The following is a 13,593-nucleotide window of genomic DNA, read 5'->3' as shown; positions in this document are numbered from 1 at the left end:
ATTATCCTCGGATCGCCCAGAAGGCCAGGTTCAAGCCCGGGAATTGCCCGGCGATATGGAAAGCAAAACCACCGGAATTGCTCAGTTGCTGCCAGTGCTCGCTGCCCCGGTCCAGTTCGTAATAGGTCGAGCCCGCGTGGTACGGCAGTTGGCGCGGCGCCACCGGCAACGGCACCAGGCCGATGCCCGGCAGTTGCAGGTTGACCATGTCGCGGATGTGCTCCACCGAACCCACTTTGCTCTGCTGGCCGAAGCGCGCGCGCAGGGTTTCGCCAGGCACATCGGCACGTACCACCAGGATGAAACTGGCGTTGTCGAGCAGGGTCTTGTCGGCCAGCATCGCCACGTGGATGCCGTAGGCTTTTTCCACAATCGGGATCGGCGTGGCTTTGCTGTCGATCAGCATCGACAACGCCTCGCGCAACGCCGCCATCACCGGGGCGAAGCTCACGGCCAGGTCGTCGTGCTGGTACTGCGGGTATTCCTGAGGACGCCGGCCCGAGGTGGAGAACGTGGAAAACTCCCCAGCCAGGCTTACCAGTTCACTGAAGAAACGCTCCGGGTGCAGCGGGCTCAACTGGCTGAAATGCTGGATCAGCGGCTGGGCGCGGTTGACCAGTTGCAGCAGCATGAAGTCGGCGATTTCCGACGCGCCGCCAGCGCCCGAGGCCACCACGCGGCCGGCCAGAGCTTCGCCACGCTGGTGCAACAGGCCCAGCAGTTCGCTGCGAAATGCGGTCAGCGGTTTGCTTGCGGCCACGTCCAGCACGGGTGGGATGTAGCTGTCGTCGAGCACCAGCGCGCGGTCGGCACGTTTTTCCTTGATGCGTACCACGCCGATGGCCGCGTAATCGCTGATGCCATCCTGGGCGGTCAACAGGCGCAGAGCGCGAGAGCCTACGGCCACCGGCGCGCGGTTTTCGAACGGCGCGTTGTCGTCGCGCACTTCACGCACTTGGCTCACGTAACGTGCGGCTTCCAGGGCCTCGCCTTCGTCGACGGTGTCGCGCACGCCGGCACGCTTGAGCGGCAGGGCCAGGTACACCAGGCCGTCACGCAGGCTGTCATCGATGTTCAGCGGGCTCGGCGCCAGGTCGTCCTGAGGGATATTGAACGGCGTGCCGTCAGGCAACAGGCCCCGCGCCGTGACGATGGCCAGCTTGCCCTGGGCCAACAGGCCCTGGTCGATCAGCAACTCGGAAAAGCCCCAGGCACCGGCGGACAACGGGCGGCTGCGGGCGTCGATCAGGTTTTCCAGGTAACGGTCATGCTGCTGGAAGTGCTGCGTTCCGATGAACATGCCTTCCGACCAGACCACGCGATTGTTCCAGGACATGGGGGCTCCGATTGCTTATTGGGCAGGGCTGGATGGGGTAACCACGACGTCGGCGCGCACCGCACGCACATCGAGGCTGATCTGGTATTCGGTGTACTGACGCGCCGGCACGTTGATCACCGTGCGCCACTGCGCGCGGTCGAGTTCGCGGTAGCCCACCAGCAAACCGATCTGGCGCGTAGACGGGTCGAGGTCGCGCTGAATGCTCAATTGCTGGCCGGGCTGGACCGTCACTTCGTCCTGGTCCAGCAGGTCCAGGCCCAGGGTCGATTGCGCGCGGTCGGCCAGGGAGAAATAGTCGGAACGGGCAAAGGTGGCGGCGTTCTTCAGTTCGAAAATCCGCACCCGTACCGGCGCGGCCTGGCCATTGGCGCCGGGGTTGAGCCCGGCAATCGCATGGAAGTGCAGCTCGACCGCCGCGGTATCGGCGTCAGCCTCGGCGGCGGTGTCGGGTTTGGCGGCATCTTTGGCACACGCCGTCAGCAGCAGCGCGGTGGCGACTGCGAGTAAAAACCTGGGAATCATCCTGCGTCCTCAATGACGTACTTAGCTATCCGTTAATCCGTGTGTGGCGGTCAACGCCGCTGTCGGGCGCTGTGTTCTTCGTAGGCCCGGCTGAATTCGCGGCCGAACAGGTCCTGGAAATCCTCCTGGGCCTCACGGGAAATATTGCTGTAAAGCTCGGTGAACTGCTGCCAGTACTGGGCCTGGCGCGAACCGCTGAAAATACCCGAGAGCCCGCCGGGCTTGCCCATGCGCTCTTCGAGTTGCGCCGGTTCGAAGCGCTTGAGCAGGTGTTTGATCGCCGCTTCTACACCCGCCATCACCGCCAACTGGTGGGCGCGCAGGTCGTCGAAACTTTCCCGCACGGCGACATCCGGCGCCATAAACGCTTGGTTGCCGTGACGCAGCAACAGCAGTAACGCTTCATCGGCATTCGGTGCGAATTTCAACGGATTGTTTTCAGCCGGCTGGATCATGGTCTGCTGCATGCGGAACTCGCCCTTGAGGCTGGCCCGGGCGCGCAGGACATCGATCAGACCTTCGACCATCAGCCGGTAGCTGCGGCCGATGCTTTCCATCTGCGCGCAAGCGTCGGCCTTGTCCAGGCGCAGCTGGTCCAGGCCAGCGCCACGAAGGAAGGCTTGCAGCAAGTCCGGCTGCCCGGCGCTGGCCACCGGCGGTGCTACGTCGGGCGCAGGGGCGGACGGAGTCAGCGGCGGTGACGGCGGTGGCGGTGATGGCATCGGTGCCGGTGCCGGCGCGCTGATAATCGGCGGCGGCGCGTCGCTGAGCAGGTCCCAGTCTTCGGGGATCACCGAAGCGGACACCAGCGGCGGTTCTGCCATCGGCACACTGACCGGCGTCGGCGGGCGGAAATCGTGTTGTTCGCTGGGGACGTGGTCGGCCACGGTGGGCGGCGGCACGGCGGTGGGGCTGAGGAAGTCAAACAGGTCCGGCAGCGTGTCCATCGACGAGGCGCCCTGGAACTGCGGCGCGATCACCGGCGTCGGCATGGGCGCGGGCACCGAGGGGCTGGCAACGGCCCCCATCAGCGCTTCGAAGCTGTTCGGCGACTCACCGGCAAAGGGTTGGCTTTCAACCGCTTGCACGCTGAAATCAATGCGTGCCTGGATTTCGTAGTCGCCGATGCGGATCAGCTCGCCGTCCTGCAGAGGTTCGCTATTGCCACGGCGCATACGAATACCGGCGTTAACCAACTCCACACCGTTTGTACTGTTATCGGTTAAATAATAACGGCCGTCTTTGTATTGAATAACGCAATGTTGGGAAGACACGAGGCGCTCGGGATCAGGCAATACCCAGTCATTATCCGAGCTGCGGCCGATCGCCATCGAGCCCTGATTCATGGACTTTTCGGGACATTGCCCGGGGGTAATCTTGTGATAACTAGTGATAGTCAAACACAGCGACATCTTGCCTCCTTGCTGATACTTCGCGCGCGGTCGATTCCCGGGCCGAACATTGCCGGGAAATCCCCATCAGGTCGTGCAATCGACCCTTCACAACCCGCAGTTGCCAGCATGATCGCTGATCTTAACTGGGCCGCATGACAAAAATCCTGCCTCGGTACGTGCTTCGACCCATCAGTCGTACAGGTTGTTAAGCACCGCACATCTGTCACAGAGGGCGAATAGCTTACCTTGACAAGGCATAAGTACTACACCAAAAATGCACAACTTCTTGAACACCAGTGATGGCACATTAATAGCAGTGTGCTTATATGACCAAGAAAACATGCAAAGTTCCTCGCGCAACTAATGCATGAATTGCCCGGCATTTAACGGGCCGATAGGGAGATCGATTTCAGTGGATGTGCCTTTGCTGCTCGCCGCCGTTTCCGCGAACTCGCCATGTGGCGAAGACATGGAATATGACGCGGATTTTCTCCAGCTAGAGCGTGATGCCAAGGGCCAACCCGAGCGCAGCATGGGCGATGCCATCCTGCCCGCCGAACCGCCGGAATGGCGCAGCATCCAGCAGCAGAGCCTCGACTTGCTGCAGCGCAGCAAAGACCTGCGCATCACCCATTTTCTATTGCAAAGTTCCCTGGCCCTGCAGGGCGTGGCCGGTCTGGCCGAAGTCCTCACGCTGATCGACGCACTGCTGCGCGAATACTGGGCCGACTTGCACCCGCGCCTGGACGCCGACGACGATAACGACCCCACCGTGCGCATCAATGCACTGGCCGGCCTGACCAGCGACGCGACCATTCGCTTGCTGCGCGAAAGCATCCTCACGCGCTCGCGCACCTTCGGCCCCGTGAGCCTGCGCGCCGCGCTCAATGCCAGCGGCCTGATGCACTTTCCGGATGAACAACTGGGCGCCCAGCAGCTCAACGCGGCGTTCCTCGACAGCGAACCCGACCACCTGCAAGCCACCCGCGACGCCTTGAGCACCGCACGAGCGGCCTGCGAAGCCATTGAACAACAGGTCAACGAACAAGTCGGTTCCGCCCAGGGCGTGGACCTGAGCGCATTGAAGCAGCCACTCAAGCAAGCGCTGCAAGTCCTCAATCAGGCGGTACCCGGTACCGACAGCAGCAGCGAACCCGAGGCCGTCAGTGAAGACAATGCCCCCTCGGTCGACTTCGCCCCTGCCCCAGCGGCGCCACGCCCGGTTGGCGATATCGCCAGCCGCGACGACGTGCTGCGCAGCCTCGACAAAATCCTTGCGTATTACACCCGGCACGAGCCTTCGAGCCCGCTGCCGGTGTTGTTGAACCGGGCCAAAAATCTGGTCCATGCCGATTTCGAAGCGATCGTGCGCAACCTGATCCCCGACGGCATGTCCCAATTTGAAAACCTGCGCGGCCCGGACGGCGAGTAAGCCGCCCGGCTGTGCAGTAACAACACCGTCGCTCAAGCGACCAGGAGCAGCAACGTGGCGAAGCAAAGTTCTCAGAAATTCATCGCGCGCAACCGCGCGCCTCGAGTGCAGATCGAGTACGACGTCGAGCTCTACGGCGCCGAGAAAAAGGTCCAGCTGCCCTTCGTGATGGGTGTGATGGCCGACCTCGCCGGCAAGCCTGCCGAGCCGCTGGCGCCCGTGGCCGACCGCAAGTTCCTTGAAGTGGATGTCGACAACTTCGACTCGCGCCTCAAGGCCATGCAACCGCGCGTAGCATTCCATGTGCCGAACGAACTGACCGGCGAAGGCAACCTGAGCCTGGACATGACCTTCGAAAGCATGGACGACTTCAGCCCGGCCGCCGTGGCCCGCAAGGTCGACGCGCTGAACCAGTTGCTCGAAGCCCGCACCCAGCTGGCCAATCTGCTGACCTACATGGACGGCAAGACCGGCGCTGAAGAAATCATCATGAAGGCAATCAAGGACCCGGCACTGCTTCAGGCACTTGCCAGCGCGCCGAAGCCTGCAGGGGATCAGTAATCATGACCGACAACACCGCACGCGAAGGCGTCCAGAGCCTGGGCGCCACTGAAGAAACCAGCGAATTCGCATCCTTGCTGATGCAGGAATTCAAGCCCAAGACCGAACGTGCCCGCGAAGCCGTGGAAACCGCCGTGCGCACCTTGGCCGAACAAGCCCTGGCGCAGACCGATCTGGTGTCCAACGACGCGATCAAGTCGATCGAATCGATCATCGCTGCCATCGACGCCAAGTTGACCGCCCAGGTCAACCAGATCATCCACCACCCGGACTTCCAGCAGCTGGAAAGCGCCTGGCGTGGCCTGCACTACTTGGTCAACAACACCGAGACCGATGAGCAGCTCAAGATCCGTGTGCTCAATATCTCCAAGCCGGACCTGCACAAGACCCTGAAGAAATTCAAGGGCACCGCGTGGGACCAGAGCCCGATCTTCAAGAAGATGTACGAAGAAGAATACGGCCAGTTCGGCGGCGAGCCGTACGGCTGCCTGGTGGGCGACTACTACTTCGACCAGTCGCCACCGGACGTCGAGCTGCTGGGCGAGTTGTCGAAAGTCTGCGCCGCCATGCACTCGCCATTCATCGCTGCGGCATCGCCGACCGTGATGGGCATGGGCTCGTGGCAGGAACTGTCGAACCCGCGCGACCTGACCAAGATCTTCACCACCCCGGAATACGCCGGCTGGCGTTCGTTGCGTGAATCGGAAGACTCGCGCTACATCGGCCTGACCATGCCGCGCTTCCTGGCGCGCCTGCCGTATGGCGCCAAGACCGATCCGGTGGAAGCCTTCGCGTTCGAAGAAAACACCGACGGTGCCGACAGCTCCAAGTACACCTGGGCCAACGCCGCTTACGCGATGGCGGTGAACATCAACCGTTCGTTCAAACACTACGGCTGGTGCTCGCGCATCCGTGGCGTGGAGTCCGGCGGTGAAGTGGAAAACCTGCCGGCCCACACGTTCCCTACCGACGATGGTGGCGTGGACATGAAGTGCCCGACCGAGATCGCTATCAGCGACCGTCGCGAAGCGGAGCTGGCGAAGAACGGTTTCATGCCGCTGCTGCACAAGAAAAACACCGATTTCGCCGCCTTCATCGGCGCGCAATCGTTGCAGAAACCCGCCGAATACGACGATCCGGACGCCACCGCCAACGCCAACCTGGCCGCGCGTCTGCCGTACCTGTTCGCCACCTGCCGTTTCGCCCACTACTTGAAGTGCATCGTGCGCGACAAGATCGGTTCCTTCAAAGAGAAGGACGAGATGCAGCGCTGGTTGCAGGACTGGATCCTCAACTACGTGGACGGCGATCCGGCGCACTCCACCGAAACCACCAAAGCCCAGCACCCGTTGGCGGCCGCCGAGGTGATCGTGGAAGAAGTGGAAGGCAACCCGGGTTACTACAACTCCAAGTTCTACCTGCGCCCGCACTACCAGCTCGAAGGGCTGACCGTGTCGTTGCGTCTGGTGTCGAAGCTGCCTTCGGCGAAAAGCGCCTAACCCACAGATGAGCCGGCTCTTGTGTAGGAGGGGGTGTGCCCCCCTCCCACACAAAAGCACTGCCCATTTGGAGTGACTCAAATATCAGTGGCAAGCGCCACACAGGGAGAAAACATGGCTGTTGATATTTTCATCAAGATCGGCGACATCAAGGGCGAGTCCATGGACAAAGCCCACAAAGACGAAATCGACGTGCTGAACTGGAGCTGGGGCATGTCCCAGTCCGGCAACATGCACGTTGGCGGTGGCGGCGGTGCGGGTAAGGTGAACATCCAGGACCTGTCGCTGACCAAGTACGTCGACAAAGCGTCGCCTAACCTGATGATGCTGTGCGCCAGCGGCAAGCACATCGACAAGGTCAAGCTGACCGTGCGCAAAGCCGGTGGTGAAAGCCAGGTCGAGTACATGGTGATCAACCTGGAAGAAGTATTGGTGACGTCGCTGAGCACCGGCGGTTCGGGTACCGATGACCGTCTGACCGAGAACGTCACCCTGAACTTCGCCCAAGTGATGGTGGACTACCAGCCGCAGAAAGCCGACGGCACCAAAGACGGCGGCGCGGTCAAGTTTGGCTGGAACATCCGTTCCAACACCAAGCGCTGATAGCCCTGGTGCCGTGGCCCTGCGCCACGGCACTACGGTCTCAAGCGCAGCCTCTTGTTCCTCTCGCAATCCGTCCGTGGAGCTGCTTTGGTGGTAACTGAAATCGCTTCCCGCGACCGTCTGCAACCGTCCCTGTTGGACCGGTTGACCGACGAAGACCCAACCAATCCCAAGGAAAGCGCCGACAAACGCGTGCTGTCCCTGACCCAATTGAAAGCCTCGGTGCTGCGTGACCTGGCGTGGCTGCTCAATACCACGTCGTTGCTCGATGCCGATGCGACGCTGCACACCCCGGCCGGTACGTCGGTGATCAATTACGGCCTGCCGGCGCTGGCGGGCAACAGCGTGTCCAGCGTGGACATCAAAGCGCTGGAGGCCCTGATCTATCAGGCCATCGCCACCTTCGAGCCGCGCATCCTGCGCCACACCCTGCGCGTCAAAGCCCGGGTCGGCCACGGCGAGATGAACCACAACGCCTTGAGCTTCGAGATCGAAGGCGACCTGTGGGCACAGCCGGTGCCGTTGCGCCTGCTGCTGCAAACCGACCTGGACCTGGAATCCGGCCATGTGCGCGTGGTCAACGCTGACCAACGGAGGCGCTTATGAACCCGCGCCTGCTGGAGCTGTACAACCAGGAACTGCACCACGTGCGCGAAAGCGCCGCCGAGTTCGCCAAGGAATACCCGAAGATCGCCAGTCGGCTGACCCTGTCCGGTATGGACTGCGCCGACCCGTACGTCGAACGCCTGCTCGAAGGCTTTGCCTACCTGACCGCCCGCGTGCAGCTCAAGCTCGACGCCGAGTACCCGACCTTCACCCACAATTTGCTGGAAATCGCCTACCCGCATTACCTGGCGCCGACCCCGTCGATGACCGTGGTGCAATTGCAGACCGACCCCGACGAAGGTTCGCTGGTCGGCGGTTTCCCGTTGCCGCGCGACACCGTCCTGCGCGCCGCCCTCGGCCGCGAGACCCAAACCTGCTGCGAGTACCGCACCGCGCACCCGGTGACGCTGTGGCCGCTGCAGGTGAGCAATGCCGAGTACTTCGGCAACCCGGCCACCGTACTCGGGCGCCTGGCCGCCAGCGAACCGAAGGCCAAGGCCGGCCTGCGTCTGACCCTGCGCACCGGCGCCGAGCTGCCATTCAACAGCCTCGATCTTGACAGCCTGCCGCTGTACCTCAGCGGCGCCGACGAGCAACCGTTCCGCCTTTACGAGCAACTGCTGGGCAACGTCTGCGCGGTGTTCGCGCGCAAGCCCGGTGGCGATTGGGTCGAGCGCCTACCGCAAGACGCACTGCGTTCACGCGGGTTCGACGACGCGGACGCGGCCATGCCGGTAGTGGCGCGGGCGTTCCAGGGTTATCGGTTGTTGCAGGAGTACTTCGCCCTGCCCCAGCGGTTCCTGTTCGTGGAGTTCGCCGAGCTGAGCCGGGCGGTCAAGCGCTGCGACGGCCAGGAGCTGGAATTGATCGTGCTGTTCGACCGTCACGAGCCGAGCCTGGAAGGCAGTGTCGGCGCGGCGCAGTTCCTGCCGTTCTGCACCCCGGCGATCAACCTGTTCCCCAAACGCCTGGACCGTATTCACCTGTCCGACCGCGTCAATGAACACCATGTGATCGCCGACCGCACCCGGCCGATGGATTTCGAGGTGCATTCCCTCACCGGCCTGACCGGCCATGGCACCGGACCGGAGCAGCCGTTTCTGCCGTTCTACGCGGTGCGCGACCCGTCGCGCTACGGGCGGGACAAGGCCTACTACACGGTGCGCCGCGAGCCTCGCGTGCTGTCCAGCGACCAACGCCGCAACGGCCCGCGTTCCACCTACGTGGGCAGCGAAACCTTTGTGAGCCTGGTGGACAGCCAGCAAGCGCCGTACCGTCACGACCTGCGCCAACTCGGCGTAACCGCCCTGTGCACCAACCGCGATCTGCCGCTGTTCATGAGCGTGGGCAATGGCAAGACCGACTTCACCCTGGCCGACAGCGCCCCGGTGCTGGCCGTGCGCTGCGTAGCCGGCCCGAGCCGCCCGCGCGCCAGCCATGCCCATGACGCCAAGGCTTGGCGCCTGATCAGCCAGCTGTCGCTCAATTACCTGTCCCTGAGCGAACAGGGCCAGGGCGCCGGCGCTTTGCGCGAGCTGCTGCGGCTGTATGGCGACAGCAACGACGCCGCGCTGCAATTGCAGATCGAGGGTTTGCGCGAAGTCAGCAGTAAAGCCGTGACCCGGCGCCTGCCGATGCCCGGCCCGATCGTGTTTGGCCGGGGCCTGGAAATCACCCTGGAATTCGATGAAAACGCGTTTCGCGGCACCGGCGTGTTCCTGCTCGGTGCGGTGTTGGAACGCTTCCTGGCACGCTACGTGTCGATCAACAGCTTTACCGAGACGGTGATCCGTACCACCGAACGCGGCGAGATCATGCGATGGAAAGCCAAGCCCGGACGTCGTCCGACCCTGTGAGTACCCTGGAAGCGATGCACCAGGAGCCCTGGGAATACGATTTCTTCCAGGCCCTGCGGCGCATCGAATGCGAGTCGCCGCAGCTGCCGCGCCTGGGCCATTCCCTGCGCCTGGCGGACGACCCGTTGCGCCTCGGGCAACAGGCCGACTGCACGTTCGCCCCGGCCACCCTGGCGTCGCTGGAGCCTGGCGGTGACGGCCGGCCGGCGCGGCTGGAGCAGTTCTTCTTCGGCCTGGGCGGCCCCAACGGCCCGCTGCCGTTGCACATCACCGAATACGTGCGCGAGCGTCAACGCAACAACGCCGACAGCACCAGCAAACAGTTTCTGGACGTGTTCCACCACCGTCTGCTCAGCCTGTTCTACCGAGCCTGGGCCGAGGCGCGGCCGACGGTCAGCCACGACCGACCCGACGATGACTACTGGTCCGCGCGCCTCGCCGCGTTGAGCGGTCGCGGCATGCCGAGCCTGCTCAACCAGGGGCTGATTCCCGACACGGCCAAGCTGCATTACAGCGGCCACCTGTCGGCACAGACCCGCTATCCGGACGGTCTCAAAGCCATCCTCAGCGAGTACTTCGGCCTGCCGGTAGAGATCGAGGAATACGTCGGCCAATGGCTCGAACTGCCCGAACGCAGCCGCGTGGGCGTCAACGCCAACCGGCTGGGCGTGGACCTGTGCCTGGGCAGCCATGTGTGGGACCGCCAGCATAAATTCCGTATCCGCCTGGGCCCGCTCACGCTCGATGACTACATGGGCATGCTGCCCGGCCACCAGCCGTTCAACGAACTGGTGGCGTGGGTAGCCGAGTACCTGGGCCACGAATTGGACTGGGACTTGAACCTGGTCCTGCAACAACCCGAAGTACCGGCGCTGCGGCTTAACGGCCAGTTTCGCCTGGGCTTCAACACGTGGCTCGGCCAACCTGCGCACGACGCCAACGACCTAATCCTGGCCCGGCATTACGCCGATCAAGCCACCACCTCAAGGAATCCAGAGCATGGGTGAAATCAGTCGCGCCGCACTGTTCGGCAAACTCAACAGCGTGGCCTACAAAGCCATCGAAGCCGCCACCGTGTTCTGCAAGTTGCGGGGCAATCCTTACGTGGAACTGGCCCACTGGTTCCACCAGTTGCTGCAACTGCAGGACTCGGACCTGCACCGCATCATCCGCCAGTTCAACGTCGAGCCGGCGCGCCTGGCCCGCGACCTGACCGAAGCCTTGGACCGTCTGCCGCGCGGCTCGACTTCCATCACCGACCTGTCGTCCCACGTAGAAGAAGCAGTGGAACGTGGCTGGGTCTACGGCAGCCTGATGTTCGGCGAAAGCCAAGTGCGCACCGGTTACCTGGTGCTGGGCATTCTCAAGACCCCGAGCCTGCGCCATGCGTTGCTGGGCTTGTCCGGCGAGTTCGACAAGATCAAGGCCGAGGCCCTGAGCGAGCGTTTTGACGAATACGTCGGCGACTCGCCGGAAAACGCCCTGACCGCCAGCGACGGTTTCAACGCCGGCGCCGTTCCGGGCGAAGCCAGCGGCGCCATGGCGCCCAGCGCGATGGGCAAGCAGGAAGCCCTCAAGCGCTTCACTGTGGACCTGACCGAACAGGCGCGCAGCGGCAAGCTCGACCCGATCGTGGGGCGTGACGAAGAGATCCGCCAGTTGGTCGATATCCTCATGCGTCGGCGCCAGAACAACCCAATCCTCACCGGTGAAGCCGGGGTGGGTAAAACCGCTGTGGTCGAGGGGTTTGCCCTGCGCATCGTCGCCGGCGATGTGCCGCCGTCGCTCAAGGATGTGGAACTGCGCAGCCTGGATGTGGGCTTGCTGCAAGCCGGCGCCAGCATGAAAGGCGAGTTCGAACAGCGCCTGCGCCAGGTGATTGAAGACGTGCAGGCTTCGCCCAAGCCGATCATCCTGTTTATCGACGAAGCCCATACGCTGGTGGGCGCTGGTGGCGCCGCCGGCACCGGCGATGCGGCCAACCTGCTCAAGCCTGCGCTGGCCCGCGGCACCCTGCGCACCGTGGCCGCCACTACCTGGGCCGAGTACAAGAAGCACATCGAGAAAGACCCGGCCCTGACCCGCCGCTTCCAAGTGGTGCAAGTGGCCGAGCCCTCCGAAGACAAAGCCCTGCTGATGATGCGCGGCGTGGCCTCGACCATGGAACAGCACCACCAGGTGCAGATCCTTGACGAAGCCCTGGAAGCCTCAGTGAAGCTGTCGCACCGCTACATTCCGGCGCGTCAGTTGCCGGACAAATCCGTGAGTCTGCTGGACACCGCCTGCGCCCGCGTGGCCATCAGCCTGCACGCGGTGCCGGCCGAAGTGGACGACAGCCGCCGTCGCATCGAGGCCCTGGAAACCGAGCTGCAGATCATTGCCCGCGAGCATGCCATTGGCATCGACACCGGAGCGCGCCAGAGCAACAGCGAAGCCCTGTTGGCCGCCGAACGCGAGCGCCTGGCCACCCTCGAAAGCCGTTGGGCCGAAGAGAAAGCCCTGGTGGACGAGTTGCTCGCAACCCGTGCCACCCTGCGCGAAAAGGCCGGGGTGGTGGACAGTGGCAACGACGAATTGCGCGCTCAATTGGTCGACCTGCAACAACGCCTCACCGCGCTGCAAGGCGAAACCCCGCTGATCCTGCCGACCGTGGATTACCAGGCCGTGGCCTCGGTGGTCGCCGACTGGACCGGCATCCCGGTGGGCCGCATGGCCCGCAACGAATTGGAAACCGTGCTGAACCTGGATCAGCACCTGAAAAAACGCATCATCGGCCAGGACCATGCCTTGCAGATGATCGCCAAGCGCATCCAGACCTCTCGCGCCGGCCTCGACAACCCGAGCAAGCCGATCGGTGTATTCATGCTGGCCGGCACCTCCGGCGTGGGCAAGACCGAAACCGCCCTGGCCCTGGCCGAAGCCATGTATGGCGGTGAGCAGAACGTCATCACCATCAACATGAGCGAGTTCCAGGAAGCCCACACCGTGTCGACCCTCAAGGGCGCGCCACCAGGCTACATCGGCTACGGCGAGGGCGGTGTGCTGACCGAAGCGGTACGTCGCAAGCCCTACAGCGTGGTGTTGCTGGACGAGGTAGAAAAAGCCCACCCGGACGTGCACGAGATTTTCTTCCAAGTGTTCGACAAAGGCGTAATGGAAGACGGCGAAGGCCGGGTGATCGACTTCAAGAACACCTTGATCCTGCTGACCACCAACGCCGGCACCGAGCTGATTTCCCAGGTCTGCAAAGACCCGGCGAACATCCCCGAGCCCGAGGAGATTGCCAAGGCCCTGCGCCAGCCGCTGCTGGAGATCTTCCCACCGGCCCTGCTCGGCCGCTTGGTAACGATCCCTTACTACCCGCTGAGCGACGAGATGCTCAAGGCGATCACTCGCTTGCAGCTCAACCGCATCAAAAAACGTGTGGAGAACACCCACAAGGTCACCTTCGACTACGACGACGCGGTGGTCGACCTGATCGTCTCGCGCTGCACCGAAACCGAAAGCGGCGGACGCATGATCGACACCATCCTTACCAACAGCCTGCTGCCGGACATGAGCCGTGAATTCCTCACGCGCATGCTTGAGGGCAAGGCGCTGGCGGGTGTGCGGATCAGCAGTCGGGATAATGAGCTGCACTACGACTTCAACGACGCCGAATAACGACTGTTGAAATAAGGTTTAAATGTGGGAGGGGGCTTGCCCCCGATAGCGGTGAATCAGTCACTGCATGCATCAACTGACACACTGCTATCGGGGGCAAGCCCCCTCCCACATTTGG

Annotated in this window: 11 protein-coding genes; 8 read left to right on the top strand and 3 right to left on the bottom strand. The window is 63.2% G+C overall.

The features are described 5' to 3' along the window. Position 1: 1 nt before the first annotated feature. From tssK to tagH, 3 genes are read right to left on the bottom strand one after another with little or no spacing between them, the layout of a single operon-like run. Complete coding sequence (tssK, locus tag FIV35_RS02965) at positions 2-1,336, bottom strand: type VI secretion system baseplate subunit TssK (protein WP_034101502.1); 1,335 nt, start codon at positions 1,334-1,336, stop codon at positions 2-4. 15 nt (positions 1,337-1,351) lie between these two features. Next, the gene (tssJ, locus tag FIV35_RS02960; RefSeq protein ID WP_034139831.1) at positions 1,352-1,861 is read right to left on the bottom strand and encodes a type VI secretion system lipoprotein TssJ; all 510 of its coding nucleotides are present in this window, start codon (positions 1,859-1,861) and stop codon (positions 1,352-1,354) included. A 50-nt stretch (positions 1,862-1,911) separates the two neighbouring features. Next, positions 1,912-3,273: a type VI secretion system-associated FHA domain protein TagH gene (gene tagH / locus FIV35_RS02955; protein WP_034139832.1), complete on the bottom strand. Its 1,362-nt coding sequence runs from the start codon at positions 3,271-3,273 to the stop codon at positions 1,912-1,914. A 394-nt stretch (positions 3,274-3,667) separates the two neighbouring features. On the opposite strand from tagH, the gene tssA reads away from it, so the two are divergent. From tssA to tssH, 8 genes are all read left to right on the top strand, one after another. Then, entirely contained in the window at positions 3,668-4,687 is a 1,020-nt protein-coding gene (gene tssA / locus FIV35_RS02950) for a type VI secretion system protein TssA (protein WP_034139833.1), read from the top strand. Positions 4,688-4,741: 54 nt separating this feature from the next. Further along, positions 4,742-5,248, top strand: a complete 507-nt coding sequence (tssB, locus tag FIV35_RS02945) for a type VI secretion system contractile sheath small subunit (RefSeq protein ID WP_034101506.1) — start codon at positions 4,742-4,744, stop codon at positions 5,246-5,248. Between the two features lie 2 nt (positions 5,249-5,250). After that, complete coding sequence (gene tssC, locus FIV35_RS02940; RefSeq protein ID WP_034101507.1) at positions 5,251-6,747, top strand: type VI secretion system contractile sheath large subunit; 1,497 nt, start codon at positions 5,251-5,253, stop codon at positions 6,745-6,747. Between the two features lie 114 nt (positions 6,748-6,861). Next, positions 6,862-7,350: an Hcp family type VI secretion system effector gene (locus tag FIV35_RS02935; protein WP_017526783.1), complete on the top strand. Its 489-nt coding sequence runs from the start codon at positions 6,862-6,864 to the stop codon at positions 7,348-7,350. 90 nt (positions 7,351-7,440) lie between these two features. Beyond that, entirely contained in the window at positions 7,441-7,956 is a 516-nt protein-coding gene (tssE, locus tag FIV35_RS02930) for a type VI secretion system baseplate subunit TssE (RefSeq protein WP_034101768.1), read from the top strand. Beyond that, positions 7,953-9,812, top strand: a complete 1,860-nt coding sequence (gene tssF, locus FIV35_RS02925; RefSeq protein ID WP_034139834.1) for a type VI secretion system baseplate subunit TssF — start codon at positions 7,953-7,955, stop codon at positions 9,810-9,812. The genes tssE and tssF overlap by 4 nt, the downstream gene beginning before the upstream one ends. Beyond that, positions 9,776-10,819 carry a type VI secretion system baseplate subunit TssG gene (gene tssG / locus FIV35_RS02920; RefSeq protein ID WP_034101509.1) on the top strand — a complete coding sequence of 348 codons (1,044 nt, stop codon included), beginning with the start codon at positions 9,776-9,778 and terminating at the stop codon, positions 10,817-10,819. The genes tssF and tssG overlap by 37 nt, the downstream gene beginning before the upstream one ends. Beyond that, on the top strand, positions 10,812-13,475 hold the full coding sequence (gene tssH, locus FIV35_RS02915) for a type VI secretion system ATPase TssH (protein ID WP_034139835.1): 2,664 nt from the start codon (positions 10,812-10,814) through the stop codon (positions 13,473-13,475). Before tssG ends, tssH begins: the two co-directional genes overlap by 8 nt. The last annotated feature ends 118 nt before the right edge of the window (positions 13,476-13,593 follow it).

Source organism: Pseudomonas rhodesiae (assembly GCF_007858255.1).
In the GTDB taxonomy this organism is placed as follows: Bacteria; Pseudomonadota; Gammaproteobacteria; order Pseudomonadales; family Pseudomonadaceae; genus Aquipseudomonas; species Aquipseudomonas rhodesiae.
Note: the sequence above shows the minus strand (reverse complement) of the source record. Positions and strands in the feature narration are given on the sequence as shown.

Coding starts and splice junctions, on each gene's coding strand:
- tssK (WP_034101502.1), bottom strand. CDS start 1,336: ATGTCCTGGAACAATCGCGTGGTCTGGTCGGAAGGCATGTTCATCGGA.
- tssJ (WP_034139831.1), bottom strand. CDS start 1,861: ATGATTCCCAGGTTTTTACTCGCAGTCGCCACCGCGCTGCTGCTGACG.
- tagH (WP_034139832.1), bottom strand. CDS start 3,273: ATGTCGCTGTGTTTGACTATCACTAGTTATCACAAGATTACCCCCGGG.
- tssC (WP_034101507.1), top strand. CDS start 5,251: ATGACCGACAACACCGCACGCGAAGGCGTCCAGAGCCTGGGCGCCACT.
- FIV35_RS02935 (WP_017526783.1), top strand. CDS start 6,862: ATGGCTGTTGATATTTTCATCAAGATCGGCGACATCAAGGGCGAGTCC.
- tssF (WP_034139834.1), top strand. CDS start 7,953: ATGAACCCGCGCCTGCTGGAGCTGTACAACCAGGAACTGCACCACGTG.
- tssG (WP_034101509.1), top strand. CDS start 9,776: ATGGAAAGCCAAGCCCGGACGTCGTCCGACCCTGTGAGTACCCTGGAA.
- tssH (WP_034139835.1), top strand. CDS start 10,812: ATGGGTGAAATCAGTCGCGCCGCACTGTTCGGCAAACTCAACAGCGTG.